This is a genomic window from Thermodesulfobacteriota bacterium (assembly GCA_040758155.1).
Taxonomy (GTDB): Bacteria; Desulfobacterota; Deferrimicrobia; order Deferrimicrobiales; family Deferrimicrobiaceae; genus UBA2219.
On the sequence record JBFLWB010000149.1, the window covers coordinates 16,266 to 32,048 of the forward strand.

Annotated in this window: 14 protein-coding genes; 1 reads left to right on the forward strand and 13 read right to left on the reverse strand. The window is 67.9% G+C overall.

Annotated features, from left to right (window positions below; translation table 11 throughout):
- The first annotated feature begins 84 nt into the window (after positions 1 to 84).
- Positions 85 to 852, forward strand: coding sequence for an MBL fold metallo-hydrolase (locus AB1346_10460; protein MEW6720858.1), 768 nt, complete (start codon positions 85 to 87; stop codon positions 850 to 852).
- A 2-nt stretch (positions 853 to 854) separates the two neighbouring features.
- Here the strand turns inward: AB1346_10460 and AB1346_10465 are convergent, their stop codons facing one another.
- The 13 genes from AB1346_10465 to AB1346_10525 all read right to left on the reverse strand — a co-directional run.
- Positions 855 to 1,994 carry an FtsX-like permease family protein gene (locus AB1346_10465; protein ID MEW6720859.1) on the reverse strand — a complete coding sequence of 380 codons (1,140 nt, stop codon included), beginning with the start codon at positions 1,992 to 1,994 and terminating at the stop codon, positions 855 to 857.
- A gap of 1 nt (position 1,995) precedes the next feature.
- Entirely contained in the window at positions 1,996 to 2,994 is a 999-nt protein-coding gene (locus AB1346_10470; protein MEW6720860.1) for a hypothetical protein, read from the reverse strand.
- A complete protein-coding gene (locus AB1346_10475) occupies positions 2,991 to 3,677 on the reverse strand; it encodes an ABC transporter ATP-binding protein (GenBank protein MEW6720861.1) in 687 nt (228 codons plus the stop codon). The genes AB1346_10470 and AB1346_10475 overlap by 4 nt, the downstream gene beginning before the upstream one ends.
- 5 nt (positions 3,678 to 3,682) lie before the next feature.
- A complete protein-coding gene (locus AB1346_10480; GenBank protein MEW6720862.1) occupies positions 3,683 to 4,819 on the reverse strand; it encodes an ABC transporter permease in 1,137 nt (378 codons plus the stop codon).
- Complete coding sequence (locus AB1346_10485; protein ID MEW6720863.1) at positions 4,816 to 5,121, reverse strand: hypothetical protein; 306 nt, start codon at positions 5,119 to 5,121, stop codon at positions 4,816 to 4,818. Before AB1346_10485 ends, AB1346_10480 begins: the two co-directional genes overlap by 4 nt.
- On the reverse strand, positions 5,118 to 5,591 hold the full coding sequence (locus AB1346_10490) for a nitrous oxide reductase accessory protein NosL (protein MEW6720864.1): 474 nt from the start codon (positions 5,589 to 5,591) through the stop codon (positions 5,118 to 5,120). The genes AB1346_10485 and AB1346_10490 overlap by 4 nt, the downstream gene beginning before the upstream one ends.
- Positions 5,588 to 6,217 carry a nitrous oxide reductase accessory protein NosL gene (locus tag AB1346_10495; protein MEW6720865.1) on the reverse strand — a complete coding sequence of 210 codons (630 nt, stop codon included), beginning with the start codon at positions 6,215 to 6,217 and terminating at the stop codon, positions 5,588 to 5,590. Before AB1346_10495 ends, AB1346_10490 begins: the two co-directional genes overlap by 4 nt.
- A 209-nt stretch (positions 6,218 to 6,426) precedes the next feature.
- Positions 6,427 to 9,186: an Ig-like domain-containing protein gene (locus tag AB1346_10500; GenBank protein MEW6720866.1), complete on the reverse strand. Its 2,760-nt coding sequence runs from the start codon at positions 9,184 to 9,186 to the stop codon at positions 6,427 to 6,429.
- Between the two features lie 396 nt (positions 9,187 to 9,582).
- On the reverse strand, positions 9,583 to 11,853 hold the full coding sequence (locus AB1346_10505) for a LemA family protein (protein MEW6720867.1): 2,271 nt from the start codon (positions 11,851 to 11,853) through the stop codon (positions 9,583 to 9,585).
- Positions 11,850 to 13,361 carry a tripartite tricarboxylate transporter permease gene (locus AB1346_10510; protein MEW6720868.1) on the reverse strand — a complete coding sequence of 504 codons (1,512 nt, stop codon included), beginning with the start codon at positions 13,359 to 13,361 and terminating at the stop codon, positions 11,850 to 11,852. The genes AB1346_10505 and AB1346_10510 overlap by 4 nt, the downstream gene beginning before the upstream one ends.
- Positions 13,362 to 13,369: 8 nt before the next feature.
- A complete protein-coding gene (locus tag AB1346_10515) occupies positions 13,370 to 13,834 on the reverse strand; it encodes a tripartite tricarboxylate transporter TctB family protein (GenBank protein MEW6720869.1) in 465 nt (154 codons plus the stop codon).
- Complete coding sequence (locus AB1346_10520) at positions 13,831 to 14,802, reverse strand: tripartite tricarboxylate transporter substrate binding protein (protein MEW6720870.1); 972 nt, start codon at positions 14,800 to 14,802, stop codon at positions 13,831 to 13,833. Before AB1346_10520 ends, AB1346_10515 begins: the two co-directional genes overlap by 4 nt.
- 59 nt (positions 14,803 to 14,861) lie before the next feature.
- Positions 14,862 to 15,783, reverse strand: a 922-nt coding sequence (locus AB1346_10525; GenBank protein MEW6720871.1) for an ATP-binding protein, incomplete at its 5' end; no start/stop codon positions are given.

Sequence of the window (15,783 nt, forward strand, 5' to 3'; positions counted from 1 at the left end):
CACAGCCGCGACGCCCCGTCCGGTTGACCGGCTTTTTCCCGCCGAAATGCCCTAAAATGGATAGGGACAAGAGAGGACTCCCGGATGAAGATCAAGGTTCTGGGCGCTTCGGGCTCCGAGGTTCCCGGTCACAACTGCCCCGCGTTCCTCGTGGACGGGAAATTCCTGCTGGACGCGGGAACGGTCGCCCTGGCCCTGAACATCAAGGAAGAGAGAAACCTGCGGTACATCCTCCTCACCCACGCCCACCTCGACCACCTCAAGGGGATCCCCTTCCTGCTCGACAATCTCGTGAGCCGCGGCTCGGGGAACACCATCACCGTCCTCGGAGGGAGTCAGGTCCTCGGGGACCTGAAGAAGAACATCTTCAACGGAAGGATCTGGCCCGATTTCACGAAGATCCCGTCGTCCTCCCGGCCGTCGCTCCGGTACAGGACGCTGGCCAGGGCCCGGCCGCTCCGGTTGGACGGCTACAGGATCACCATGGAGAAGGTCGACCACGCCGTCCCGGCGAACGGGTACATCGTCGAGGACCCGGAAGGGACGGCGATCGCCTACACGGGCGACACCGGCCCGACGGACCGCTTCTGGAGACGGATGGCCGGGCACGACGTGAAGGCGCTGATCACGGAGACCTCGTTCCCCAACCGCATGGAGGATCTCGCCCTGGCGAGCGGGCACCTCACGCCCGCCCTTCTCGGGAAGGAGATCGGAAAGATGGCGCGGCGTCCGGAGCGGATCTACATCATGCATCTCAAGCCGCAGTTCCGGCAGGAGATCGAGGACGAGATCGCCGCATTGGGGCGCCGCAACATCGGCTTCCTGCAGGACGGCGAGGTGATCCGGGTGTGACTTCAGCCCCGGATCGCGGTGTCGGGGTCTCCGGTGACGGCCCGCCGGGCGGAAAGGAGCGCCCCCGCGGCGGGAAGCAGGACGACGGCCGCCGCGACGGCCGCCAGGAACGGCACGTCGAAGGCCGGGACCGGGGAGAGATCGGGAGAGATCGCGGCCCATCCCCGGAGGAGGGCGGCGAAAAGCGCCCCCCGGAACAGGTAGACATGGGCGTAGGCCGCGAGCATCCCGGCGGACAACGCCACGAACGACACCGCCAGCGATTCCCAGACCTTCGCGGCCAGCACCTCCGACCGGCTCCATCCGATCGCCCGGAGGATCCCCATTTCCCTTCCCTCGTCCCCGCCGGCCGCCGACGGCTTGTCGGCGCACACGATCAGGAGAGCCAGCGAGGTCGCCAGTACGAGGACCGCCGCCATGCCGTTCCGGACGTCCAGGAACGAGGCGGCCGTTGCGCGGATCTCCTCGCGGGTGACGACGCGGGCGCCGGGGATCGCCCTGAGGACGCCCTCCCGGACCGCGCGCGGGTCCGCGCCGGGAGAGAGGCGCACGACGATGTCGATCGCCTGGTCCGGCGGCAAGGAGAAGAGAAGGCGGAAATCCTCATCCGATACGAGCACCGTGTCCGCGGCGACGAAGTCCGCTCCGGCCGGCAGGACGGATTTCACCTCAAGGAAGACGGGCTCCCCGCCGTAGGACCGCATGTAGAGCAGGTCGCCCGGGAAAAGAGACCGGCTCCGTGAGACGGCGCAGCCGATGGCCGCCTCTTCCTCCGCGAGGGGCCGGGAGAGGGGAACGGCCACCGTGAAATTCGCCTTCGTCGCCGGGTCGTAATAATAGCCCCACCGGCGCGCCCGCGCATCGGCCACGCCCGGAAGCGCGCGGACGGTGTCCGCCGCGGTGGAGGGAACCGGATCGAGCCGTCCGGCCGCCATCCGCTGGATCACCATGTCCGGCGATTCCCGGAGCATCTCCGAGGCCTCGAGACGGAACGACGCCCGGAAGAAGGCGAGCGACCCGAGCAGGAAGACGGCCAGCGTCAGCACGACGAGAAGCACGGCCGTTTTCCCCGCCCTCTTTCCGAGGGAGGCCAGCGTCCATTCGAGCAGGGCCGCCTGCCGGCGGAGGAACCGGGTCCCCATGTCAATATCCCTCGAGCCGGAAGGAGGTGGAAAGCATCGCCCAGGTTACGAGAGCCGCGAACGCGCCGAAGCAGACCATCGCCGTGACGGCCAGCCGGCGGGTGAGCGGGGGGAGGACGGAAGCGAGGCTCGGGATCCGCCGCCCGCCCAGCCAGCCGAGGCCTGCCGACGAGACGGCGCCGGCGAAAAGCAGGCCGTACATGGGATATCCGATGTAATGGTACTCCCGCTGCAGGATGCAGAACGGGCAGCGGTGCGTCGGCAGCTCGTAGACGAACGGCGAGATGAAGGAGACGATGGACGCCAGGGAGACGGCGAAGGCCGTCATGCCGGCCGCCGCGGCGAAGCGCCCTCCCGCGCCCCGGCGCAGGTAGACGGCGCCTGCCGCCAGCAGGGCCGCGACCGACGCGTAGAATGCGGCCTGCATCGGAAAAACGGGGAGCGAAGCCAGCTCCGACCCGACCCCGGTGGAGCTCCCTCCGAAAAGGCTTCCGCAGCACGAGGTGATCACCTCGGCCTTCAGCCCGCCGAAATATGCCGCCATGGCCGCCGTCTCGGCCAGGAACAGGGGGACGAGCGCCAGCAGGAACACGTATTTCTCCCGGATGAGGGGGTAGTCCCTGCCGCGGTTGTCGGCGTGGTTCACGACCAGCCAGACGCCCGAAAGCACGGCGCCGGCGGCTTTCAGCCCCAGCGCCGGGTAGCCGTAGGGATTCGCGTGAAGCGTCCCGGCGGCGCACATCGCCCCGACGAAGAGCGCGGCGAGGTCGTCCGCGGTGTAGACGAACAGGAACAGCGAAGCCGCCTGGAAGGCGCATGCGTACGCCACGACGGTCGACACGAGGCAGGTCCTGCGCTCCAGCTCGAGCTGCAGCTCGCTGCCGCTGTCGAGGTCCCAGCGGCGCAGGATCCGGATCGCGTGCCGGGAGGCGAAGAGCAGGAGGAAACCGCCGAGCAGGGCGCCCGCCAGGAGGGCCAGGATCGGCGGGTGGAGGATCACGGCCGGTCCGGCGCTTCCGCCACGCGGCCGTCCCGCACGCGGACGACGCGGTCGATCAGGTCCGATTCGTACACGAGGGGGTCGTGGCTCGCGACGATGAGCGTGCGCCCTTCCTCCCGGATGCCGCGCATGACCTCGATGAATTCCAGCGACAGCGCGGTGTCCAGGTGGGCGGTCGGCTCGTCGGCGATGATCACCGGGGGATTGTTGATGAGCGCGCGGGCGATCGCCACGCGCTGCGCCTCCCCCCCGGACAGCCATTCCACCCCCGCGTCCGCCTTCGCCCCGATCCCCAGCCGCTCGAGCAGCCGGTCGGCCTCCGCCCGGACCTTTCGCAGCGGCTCCCCGAGCGGGTATGCGGGCAGCATCACGTTCTCGCGCGCGGAGAGCCCGCGGATCAGGTGGAACTGCTGGAAAACGAATCCGAACGTGCGGCGGCGAAACTCCGTGAGGAAACGCTCGGGAAGCCCGGAAACCACCTCTCCCCGGAAGGAGATGCGCCCGGACGTCGGCCGCGCCATGCAGCCGATGAGCCCGAGGAGCGTCGTCTTCCCCGATCCGCTGGGACCGGTGAGCGCGGTGGCTCCGCGTGCCTCCACCGTGAGGCTGGCGCTCCGCACGGCGGCGAACTCGTTGGGCCTGCCCGCGTTGAAGATCTTGGTGACGTCCCGCAGCTCGATCACGATTTTCAGCCCCTCATGACAAGGTCGGGATCCGTCGTCGCCGCCCTCCATGCCGGGATCACCGTCACGACGAGGTACGGGAACACCGACAGGAAGAAGAGGGTGGCGACCTGGTACGCGTCCGGGACGGCCGGTCCGCGGAACGGCGGGTACAGCGTGGACCAGCCGAGCAGCGCCTGGAGCACGGCCGGCGGGTGGGGCAGAGACGCGGCGACGGCGGCCAGCCCGGTCCCCGCGGCGAACGAGGCGATCGAGACCGCGATCGCTTCGTAGGACTTGAGCAGGAGGATGTCCGAGGTTTCCCACCCGACCGCCTTCATGATCCCGATTTCCCGCCGCTCCGATGGGTCGAGGCCCGAAGCCTTGTCCCAGGCGAACAGCACGAAGGCGAGGAGGGGGAGCAGGAGGACGGCGACGATCACGCCCGAGCGCCGGTTGAACACGTAGCCGTACGTCCGGACCAGCTCGTCCCGCAGGACGGGGCGCGCGGCCGGGTGGCGAAGGCCGATCTTGGCCGCGACGGTGGGCACCTCCTTCCGGTTGCGGACGCGCAGCGCCAGGTCCGTGGCCGTCCCTTCGGGCATCCCCGTGATTTCGCGGAAAGCGGTTTCGGAAACCTCGACCAGCGCGGCGGATCCCAGCGGCGATCCCGTCACCGCCGTTTCCGCGACGCGGAGGGCGACCGGTTCTCCCGAGGGGGCGCGGAGAACTATCGTTCCGCCGGCCGGGATCCCGAGGCGCCGGGTCAGGTCCGCGCCGGCGGCCGCATCGTGCCCCCGGAGTCGGCCGTCCTCCGGGACCCGCAAAAGCAGCAGCCCGCCCGCGGCCGGATCGTCATGGTATGCCCACAGGCGAGGCCGCGCCTCCCGGACGCCGACGATCCCCGAGAGGGCCGCCGCGGAGTCCGCGGAGACCGGGGCGTTCCTGCCTGCGATCAGCCGCTGCACCGTGATCTCGGGTGCGTCCCGCAGGGCCTCCTTCGCCGCCCGCTCCAGCGCCTGCGACAGGAAGACGACCGTGGCCGTGAAGAAGATCATCGCCGCATACACCACGGCGAGGACGAGATTCCTCCGCCATCGGCGGCGGAGCGCGCCGGCCGTGAATGCGAAGATGCGGAGATGCCTGCGCGGCCCGGAAGTCATCGCGCCATCCCCAGGTGCGCCGGCGGGAGCACCAGCGATCCCGAAGGATAATGCTCCAGGGCGAGGGGGGATTCCTGGAACGGGCTGTGGAGGTCCGCGAGCGACGGATGCCGGGTGTAGCGGGCGTCCGTGGAGAGGCAGGGATCGGTGAACCCGATCCGGCCCGCCAGCGCGCGGTTCGCGGCGAAGCGCTCATCGGCTTCGGCCCGCCGCCGGGCGGCGTCGATCCCCGCCAGCAGGCAAAGCGCCGCGAGGAGCGCGGCCAGCGCCAGGAACCGCCCGACCCGGCCGCGGCCTTTCAATCCAGCCCCTTCAGGACATCCGCGGTGACTTCCTCGAACCGCAGGATGCGCTTCCCCTTGTGGTCGGCCAGGAACTCCCTCGCCTCCTTCTCGGCGGCGAAGGGGATCGGTTCCCTGCCCATGGGGCCGTAGACGTCGCTGCCGACGACGTAGAGGGCGCGCTTCCCGTCGATCAGCGCCAGCGAATAGTAGTCGGTGACGTAGATCGCGACGATGTCCGAAGGACGGCGGCCCGGCGCGAACGTCCCCGGATTCCGGAGATACTTGAACAGGTCCTTCGCCCCGTCGAATACGGCGTAGCTTCCGTCCCGATGGATCGATTCGGCGAGGAAATCGGGGTATTTCGACACGAACATTCCGCAGACGGGGCACTTGTCCCCGGCCTTCGGCTTCACCGGCTTCCCGTCGGATGCCCAGGCCGCCGCGGACAGGAGCGCCGCGACGGCCAGTCCCGCCGCGAGCCGCCTCACTTGTGATCGTGCTCCCGGTGTTGGTGCTGCATCTTCATCCGTTCCGCGCGCCGCTTCCGGATCATGGCGACGTCCTGCGCCATGTCGGCATACGCCGCGAGCAGCACCTTGTCGAACTCCGCCAGCTCGCCGCCGTTGGCCGCCTGCGACGCCTTCGCCGCCGCTTCGGTGCCGTACGCCACCTTGCTGCGCGCCGTCATCACGCCCTTCAGGGAGCTGCCGACGAGGAAGACCGCGTTTCCCGCCTCGATCAGCGGCTTGGGATCGGCGGCGGATCCGTTGTCGGCGACGTAGATCGCCTTCGGACCCCGGTCGACGTTGATCGACAGGCTGATCGCCGCGCAATGGAGGGAGCACGTGCCGTCCGCCAGGTCGTCCGAGTAGTGCACCAGCATACGGGAATGGTGGTACTGCCTCCGGTCCATCCCGCAATAGGGGCATTTGGGATACTTCGCGATGTCGTTTTCCGCAGCCTGCGGGTCCGCGGCCTTCTTGGGGATGAACTGCATCGGCGTTCCGTCGGTCGGGTTGCCGGCGGACGGGTCTGCGGCTTTCGCTCCCGGCGTCGCGGCGAGCAGCAGTCCGGCTCCGGCAAAGGCCGATTTCAGGAATTCGCGTCTTCTCATGGTCCTTCCCCCCTCTCGGAGATTTGAGAATGGATGCCGATAAACCTGTCGGAGAATTGATGCAAATAAACCTGTACGAATTTCGATGCGGGTAAACCGGATGGCGATTCGGTGGTATTTCGGCCCCATGCCGTTCGAAAAAGGAAAGGGCCGGCCCGCCATCGGCGGACCGGCCCTTCGTGTCCCGCCCCCTTTTCAGGGGAAGGGGATTATTTCACGGACGCCTTGCCCCTGGCGCGCCCGCGGAGGAGGAAGATCATCCCCGCGAACATCAGCGCGCCGTACACGCCCGAGAAGTCGGTCGGGTCGCCGCCGCCGGCGACGGAGCAGCCCGAAGAGCTTTCCGGCGTGGCAGCCGTGGGGACCGCGACGCCCACCGGGTCGGCGATGACGCCGTTCATCGAGAGGTCCCGATCCCCGTCACCGCCGTCCGTGAGCGACAGGGTGACGGTGTTGCCGCTGATCGTGGCTCCAAGGTACTCGGTGTAGCCGGCGGAGTCCACGCGGTACACCTTGCTGCCTTCCGGCAGGTTTTCCGGGAAGGTCAGCTTCACCCGGACGGTCGAGCCGTCCGCGATCCCTTCCACATTGTATTCCACGAGGCCGTACGGGAAATCATACCCGGCCGGCTTGCCCGTCTGGTTGATCTCGGGGGCGGATTCCAGCACCGCCCTCATTCCTCTCAGGTAGCCGCGATCGTTCTCGGAGGCGTCGACGCGGATCCTTCTGTGATGCCGGTGGTCGCGAACCGAGCCTCTCCGGTCGTCGTCCGGATCGTCGTCATCGTCGTCGCCGGAGCCGTCGCCGTCGCGGTCGTCATCGTCGTCATCGCCGTCGCCGGGCTGGACCGCCGAGGCGGTCGTGAAGGACCAGGAGTGCTCCTGGGCCATGGCGTTGCCCGCCGCGTCCTTGATCCCCGTCGTGAGCAGCGCCGTGTACCGGGTGCCCGCGGCGAGTGCCGAGTGCGCGAAGGTGACCGTGGTCCCGGAGACCGTCACCGTGCCGGCCACCGCGGCGGCCGTGTTGTCCTTCAGCGTGAAGGTCGCCGTGGTGACGGTGGAGGCGTCGAGCGCCTCGCTGAACGTCGCCGTGACCGCCGACCCGACGGGAACGTTGGTCGCGTTCCCCGCGGGGGAGGTGCCGGCCACTGCCGGAGGCGTGGTGTCCGCCGCCGCGCCGGTGGTGAAGGACCAGGAGTAGGGGGACGCCAGGGCGTTCCCCGCCGGGTCCTTGATCCCGATGGTGAGGGTTGCGGTATAGGTGGTCCCGTTCGCGAGCGGGGCGCTCGGCTGGAACGTGGCGGCCCCGCCGGAGGCGGAGACCGACCCGGCGACCGGCGCCGAGCCGTTCCGGAGCGTGAACGTCGCGCCGGTGACCGTCAGGGGGTTGACCGCCTCGGAGAAGTTCGCCGTGAGGGCCGAGTTCACCGAGACGCCCGCGGCGTTGGCGGCCGGGGAAACGCTCACGACCGAGGGAGCCGTCGTGTCCGGAGCCGTGCCGGTGGTGAAGGACCAGGTGCGGTTCGCCGCCATGGCGTTGCCGGCCAGGTCCCGGACGCCGGTGGTGACCGTCGCCGTGTATACGGTGTTAAAGGCCAGCGGAGCGCTGGGCTGGAAGGTTGCCGTGGTGCCGTTCCCCGCCAGGGTTACGGTGCCCGGAACGTTGACCGCACCCTGCGCCAGGCGGAAGTTCGCCGTGGTGATCGTGGAGGCGTTCATCGCCTCACTGAAGGTGGCCGTGACGGCGGAGGAAACGGGGACCGCCGTCGCGTTGGAAACCGGCGCGGTGGACGAGACCGCCGGAGCGGCGGTGTCGGGCGCGGCGCCGGTGGCGAACGTCCAGGAGCGGCTCGCCGCCAGGGAATTCGACGCGAGGTCCCGGATGCCCGTCGTGAGCGTCGCCGTGTAGGTGGTGGCGTAGGCCAGCGGTGCGGACGGGGTGAACGTCGCCGTGGCGCCGCTGACGCTGACCGTTCCGGTCACCCCGGCCACGGTGAAGCTGGAGGTCGTCGCCGAGGACGGGAGGATGTTTTCGCTGAACGTCGCGCTGATGGAGGCGTTGACCGCGACGTTGGTCGCGTTGGCCGCCGGGTTCATGGAGGTGACGGTCGGAGCCGTGGTGTCCGGTGCGACCCCGGTGGTGAACGACCAGGAGTAGTTCGCCGCCATCGCGTTGCTCGCGGCGTCCCGGACGCCGGTGGTGACCGTCGCCGTGTAGGTGGTGCTGTAAGCGAGGGCGCCGGACGGCTGGAGCGTCGCCGTGGTCCCCGCGGCGTTGAGCGACACCGTCGCCGGAACGTTCGTGGCGCTGCCGGCCGCCCTCAGGTAGAAGGTCGTGCCGCTGACGCCGGAAACCGCTTCGCTGAAGGTGGCGGTCACCGCGGTCGCGGGGTTGATGTTCGTCGCGCTGTTCGCCGGACCGGTGGAGCTCACCGTCGGCGGGGTGGTGTCCGTCGGGATCGGCGCCGACACCGTGATGCTCCTGGCGGCTGCGCGGACTTCCCCGTGGGTCGAGCCGCTGTTCGCCGTGTTCCCGAACCATGCGGCGACGTAGCTGTAGGTTCCGGGCGTGGTCGGCGCGGGCGTGTTGAAGGTGATCGGGTATCCCGCTCCCCCGCCCATTCCGCCGGTCGCATCCCCGGTGCTGCGGGCCACCTCGACGTTGTCTCTGTAAAGGATTGCCCGGATCCAGCCGGTTCTGCTGCCCGATGCGGTGAGGGTCACCGTGACCGTTTCTCCGGGCGCATAGGTTGTCTTGTTCGTCGTCGCGCTCAGGCCGCCGTTCGCTCCGTGGCGGTGGCAGCCGTTGCATGTCGCCGGCGTCGGCGAGGGATGGCAGGAGACGCATCCTCTGGAGGAGAAGTACGAGGACTGCGCTTCTGCATCCGATGCGATGAACACGGTTGCGGCGAACAGGGCGATCAGGAACGATGCGATCCAGACGGTCCGGTTCGGGGTGGAACAGCTCATGCGTAGTACCCCCAATGAAAAAATTTCGCCGGCCGCACTTCCTTTTCACCCGGCGGTTTCCCGGGCAGGCCTGCGGCGTCGTGCCCCGGCGTCGGCGGAAAACTGTCCCAAGAAGAACTGCCGGTATGAAAAGATGGACGGCCTGGCGATGCGTTAGGGAAAAGAGCAAAACCAATGCCAATCACCGAATTGTGCGGATCCATTTAATAATTCGAGCGATGTGTTGGTTTTATTATAGATAACAGGAATAATTTTTAAAGGTTTTATTGAAAATAAAACCTGAAAGGGGGTACGCAGGCAGGTGGGTCGCTTCCTTACTTTTAGCGGAAAATAGTAACGGTTATGTATTATGGATAACGATTTTGAGATAACCGAGGAGGAGAAGAAACAACTCCGTTACCAGCTCCCGCCGCCTCCCCCGCCTCCTCCTCCGCCGGAGCTCCCGCCGCCCGAGAATCCGCTTCCGCTGCTCCGGGGTGCGGAATGCATCGCGGTCGATATCCCGGACAGCGCGGTGTCGAGCGAACGGTGGAAGACCGCGGGCCGGAAGGAAGCGGGGCCGTCCGCGGAGGCGTACCACCGGGGCGGCTCCTGGGCGATCTCCTCGAAGGCATCGGCCCACCGGTCGGATACATCGAGGGCGATCGCGTAGGGGAGGTATTTCTCGAAGAGGTTCGGGTCGTTCATCCGCTCCAGCCGGTCCTTCTCGGCCCGCAGGAGGAACTCCTCGAACCCCTTGATCCTGCCCAGCAGCTTTACCCCCTTCAGCGTCTTGACGGGCATGAAGGGGGCGAAGACCAGGATCACGACGCCGGAGAGGGCCGTGGCGACGGGGACGAGGGAGAACGTGTCTCCCAGGAGCACGCGGAACGCGTACGCGACACCGGTGCCGAAGAACAGCACGAGGAACGCGATCAGGACATACCGGCCCGTGACGTTCGACGGATCCGCCCCGAAGCACTTCATCCCCTGCAGTTCCCTGAACGCGGCGTTTCTCAGCGGCTCGAGGTTCTTGTAGAACGACAGCTTCAGGTCGGAGACCTTCGCCTCGGGGCCGCGTCCCCGGAAGATCCCGTCGAGCAGGAGAGATTCGAACGATGAAAGCCCCCCGTCCGGCTCCTTCGCCTTCTTCAGCGCGTAATCCGTCTTGTCGAGGAGCAGCCCCTCCGTCTTCCGCTCCTCGATCTTGATGTACCCTTTCACCGCGAGGTCGACCACCGACGCGGAAATGTCCCTCGGATCGAGCCGCTCGTCGATGAGCGCGCCGATCTCAGCGGGCATGAGCGGGCGGCCGTTCGCCTCCGGCGGCGTGTAGGCGACCACGAGCGGGTTCCCCGTGGAAGGGTCCTTCCCCTTCCGATACCAGAGGGAGAACATGTAGACGAAGGCGAGCAGGGGGATGAGGAACGGCCAGTACCTTGCAAGGTCGAGCCGGTAGAGGGACGCCTTCCAGCCGGACGGCATCCGGACGATCCCTTTCTCCCATCCCGCCACGATCGTCAGCCCTTCCCCGGGGCCGAACGGCCGGGTGGAGGAGAAGGCCGCGCCGCTTTCCGCGCCGGTGGCCGTGCACGCGCTTTCCCGGGAGCCGGCGGGGCCGGTGTAACAGAGGGTCCGCACGGCGAGAGGCTTCCCGACCGCGGCGACCGTGACGGCGGCGGAGGCCGCCTCGATCGGCACGGGCCAGCCGTTCCCCGTCACGTTCCAGTACAGCTCGTCGTGGTCCGGGAAGAAGAGGATCGCGTTCTCCACCGTGTAGGCGATGACGTAGACCTGCCGGCCGTTCACGAACCGGTCCGGATCGCCGATCCGGACCCGGATCACGCCGCCGCTTCGTTCGGACCGGTGGTTCCACGCCTCTCCGGACGCGTCCTTCACCGAGTCGATCCGCACCGGCGTCACGGTCTTCTTCCCGAGCTCGTCCACATAGCGGAACGGGATGTCCCGGAAGATCCCGTGCCTCGGCCGGTGGAATTCCGCCTCGATGGTCTCCACGATCCGCAGGGAGGCGTCGGCGCGAACCTCGATCGCGGCGCGGAACGACCGGATGGTGAAGTCCTCCGCCCGCGCAGCGCCGGGGAGGAGGGCCGCAAGGAGGAGCAGCGCGAGGCAGGAGAGGCGGACATCGGTGCGGTTTCGCTCCGCCGGAGCGTCGAGCTGGAAGTATTCCGCGGGCCGGAAGCCGAAGGGGCGCGCGAACAGGTTCGCGGGGAACGTCTCCATGGCGGTCGAGTAGTCGCGGACCACCGCGTTGTAATACCGCCGCGCGTACTCGATGCCGTTCTCGATCTCCGCGAGCTGCTTCTGCAGCTCGAGATAACCTCCGCTCGCCTTGAGGTCGGGGTAGCTTTCCGCCACGGCGAAGAGGGAAGGCAGCGCTTCACGCAGCGCGGCCTCCTCCTTCCCCTTTCCGGCGGGCCCTTCCGCCAGCATCGCCCGAGCCCGCGCCTCCGTCACGCCCTGGAGGACGGACTTCTCGTAGCCGGCGTACCCCTTCACGGTCTCGACCAGGTTTCCCACCAGGTCGTGCCGCTTCTTCAGCAGGACGTCGATGTCGGACCAGGAGGAGCGGGAAAGGTTCCGCAGCTTGACCAGCCGGTTGTAAAGCACGACCGGGTAGACGGAGATCCCCGCGACGGCTGCCAGGACCGCCAGCGCGCCGTTCATTCGTCGGCGTCGTCCAGCGCCACTTCGGGTGCGTGGGTCTTGAACTGGACGTACATTCCGCGCAGGATCGACAGGAAGGCGAGCAGCATGAAGGCCAGCGCGATCGGCCGGGTGAAGAAGATCTTCCAGGATCCCTGGGACAGCAGCAGCGACTGCTGCAGGGAGGTCTCGAGCATCGGCGCGAGGACGGTCGCCAGCACCATGGGAGCGACGGGGAAGCCGAGCTTCCGCATCAGGTAGCCGATCGCCCCGAAGATGAGCGCCACCCACACGTCGAAGACCATGAACCGGATGCCGTAGGCGCCGATGATGCAGAAGAGCGCGATGAGCGGGCCCAGGATCGGGAACGGGATGAGGGCGATCCGCGCCCACCAGCCGACCAGCGGCAGGTTGAGGAAGAGCAGGATCACGTTCCCGATGTACATGCTGGCGATGACCGCCCATACGAATTGCGGGTTCTGCTGGAAGAGCATCGGCCCGGGCTGGAGTCCGTACATCATGAGGCCGCCCAGGAGCACGGCCAGCGGCGGGCCCGTCGGCAGGCCGAAGGCGAAGAGCGGGACGAAGCCGCTGGTGGAAGTGGCGTTGTTCGCCGCCTCCGGGGCCGCCACTCCCTCGATGGCGCCCTTGCCGAACCTCTCGGGAGTCTTCGAGACCCGCTTTTCCACGTCGTAGGCGATGAAGGTCGTCACAGCCGGGGAGCAGCCTGGGAGCAGCCCCAGGAAGAAGCCGATCCCGGACGAGCGGAGCATGGCGCCCGTGCTCTGGCGGATGTCGTCCCATGTCGGCATCCAGCCCTTGATCTTCGTCTCGTAGATCCTGGCGGCGGCGTGCTCGACGTTGATCAGGACCTCGCTGATGGCGAACAGCCCGACGATGATGCTGATGAAGTTCAGCCCGGCCATGAGGTCCACCGAGCCGAAGGTCAGCCGGGCCGCCCCCGTCAGGGGATTCTGCCCGATCAGCGAGGACAGTAGCCCCAGCGACATCGCGACGATCCCCTTGAGGAGCGCGCGTCCCGAAAGGCTGATGATCAGGCTCAGCGACATGAACATCAGGGCGAAGTACTCGGGCGGACCGAAGGCGAGCGCCACTTTCGACAGCATCGGCGCGAACAGGGTGAGCCCCACGATGCCCAAGGTCCCCGCGACGAACGACGCGATGGCGCAGATCCCCAGCGCCGGGCCCGCCCGCCCCTGCTTGGCCATCTCGTAGCCGTCGATCGCGGTGGGAACCGAGGAAGCTTCGCCGGGGATGTTGACCACGATGGCGGTCGTGGAGCCGCCGTACATGGCCCCGTAGTAGATGGCCGCCATCATGATGATCCCGGAGGTCGGCGGGATCATGGTGGTGATAGGGAGCAGGATCGCGATTCCCGCCGAGGGGCCGATGCCCGGCAGCACGCCGATCATCGTGCCGATGAGGCAGCCGACGAACGCCCAGAAGAGGTTCGCCGCCGAGAACGCCGTGGCGAACCCCTGCAGCAGGAAGTCGAGGGAGAATCCCATCCTTGCCCCTACCGCTCCAGGAATCCCATGGGAAGCGGGAGCTCCAGGAATTTCATGAAGAGGAAGTAGACGACCAGGGAGGAAGCCGCGCCCGCGACCAGCGCCCCGACGACCCGCCGCCGGTCGAGGTACCAGACCGCCGCCGCGACGTACAGGAAGGTGGCGACGGGCATCCCGGCGATGTTGATCAGGATGACGAAGAGGGCCAGCAGGAGGAGGTTCACCCCGATCCGGGCGAAGCCGGACCGGTCGGGCCAGTGGACCTCCGCATCATGCGTCCCGGCGCGGAGCGATTTCAGGACGAGGCCGGCGCCGCCGCCCAGCGTCAGGAAGCCGACGATGTAGGGGAGCGTCCGGGGGGGCAGCCGCTCCTCGATGTCCCCCCGGATCTGCGACGCCGCGTAGACGACCACCGCCCCGAGCAGCGCGATGACGATGCCGGCGACGATGTCGTTCTTCTTCTGGCTTTTCACTTCTTCTTGATTTCCGAGGCGAGCTCGGTATAGACCGCCGTCTTGGCCTTCAGGTAGGCCTTCGCCTCCTCGTGGCCCATGGCCAGCGGAATGAACCCGCCCTTCATCTGCTCTTCCTGGAACTCCTTGGACTTCGCGTTGGCCATGAACGCCGCCTCGATCCTCTTGATCACGGCGGGCGGGGTGCCCGGCGGGACGGCGACGCCGCGGTCGACGCTTTCGACCAGGTCGATTCCCTGGCTCCGCAGCGTCGGGTCCTCGGGGAACTTGAAGAACGGCTTCTCGGTGGCGAAGCCCAGCACCTTCATCTTGTCGCGGAAGCGGGTGACGTCGTCGGAGGCGGCCATGATCGCCGTGAGGTGCCCGCCGAGGAAGGCGGTCATCTGCGGGGCGGAGCCGGTGAACGGGACGTAGGTGATCTTCGTCCCGGTCAGCTTCTCGAGCCGCAGCACGGCCATGTGGTAGCCGGAGAAGGAGCCCGAGCCGCCGATGGTCACCACGCCGGGGTTCTTCTTCGCGAACTCGATCAGCTCCTTCGCGGTCTTGTAGGGGCTGTTCAGCGGGACCGCAAGCGCAAGCGGGGTGCTGTGGAAGATGAACACGGGATTGATCTGCTCGGTCTTGTACCCGACGTCCTGCTGCAGCGGCTGGAGGATGACGTGGGGGATGTTGAAGCCGGCGAAGGTGTAGCCGTCGGGCTTCGTCTTCACGAGCTCTCTCCACCCCAGCGCCCCGCCGCCGCCGACCTTGTAATCGATGACGACGTTCTGGCCGAATTCCTTTTCGAGGACCGGCTGCTGCCTGCGCGCTTCCCGGTCGGACTGGCCGCCGGGATCGAAGCAGACCATGTAGGTGAGCTGGCGGGTCGGGAACTTCTCGTCGCTCCAGGCGGGCGAGACTCCCCACCCCGCGACGAGGAATGCCGGGACAAGCAAGACGACGATCGAAACAGCCCGGAAACCCTTCATGCGCATTCCCCCCTTTGGATATGGATATCGGCTCGGTCAATGCGATAACGCAGTATACCTCAGCGGGCCGGGAAGTTCCCTCCCCGGGCGTCCTTCCAGTACGGGAACCAGGCCAGCGACACGAGCGACACCGAGATGTCGGCCTTCTTCGGGCGGACCTCGCACTTCTCCAGCGCTTCCGAGACCGGGTCGGCGCCCGCCGAGACCTCCGCCGCCTCCTGCTCCATGAGGCTTTTCAGCTCCTCGAGCTGCCGCTGCAGCGCCTGGACGTTCTCCTCTGCCCGCGCCACGTCCTGCGCCTCCTTCAGCGTCCTTCCCGCCCCGCGGGCGGTGGTCGCGGCCCGGCCGAGCGCGGACTGGCTCAGCTTCTTCCGGCCCGTCAGCGCGGTGAGGACGGCGGCGCCGAAGGAGATGGCGGTCTGGATCTTCTGCTGCCCCGCCTCGGCCTTTTCCCGCTCCACGGCCTGCCCCGCGCGCCGGATCCGGTCCTCGAGCGCGGCGATCTTCGGAGCGTACTTCTGCCGCAGCCGCTCGACCTGCCCGTCCCGTTTCTCGCGGGCGGCCTGCTGCAGCCGGATGCGGAACTCCCGCTCCGTCTCCCCGGGCCCGGACAAGAGCCCCGTGCCCGGGCTCTTCAGCAGATCGAGCTTCCGGTTCCTGTAGATCCATTCCTTGAAGGCGTTGCCCCATGCGGGGTAGCTCTTCGCCGAGGCCGCATCCGCCGGCGGCTCGCCGAACGAGGCGTCGGGCGCGTGCGGGAACTTCTCGAGGTCGACGTCCGCAAGCTCCATCTCCCGCGCCTCGTTCCAATCCACCTTCGCGGGGCCTTCGGAGAAATCGGCCAGCAGGCGGACATCCGCCTTCGCGGAGACGCCGACCTTCGCGTTGGCGTAATAGACCGTCCCCATCCCGAGCAGCGCCGGCTCGTAGAAGAGGGAGGCGCCTTCCGGCGGCGGGACGCGCACGGGGAGGAAGAGCTGC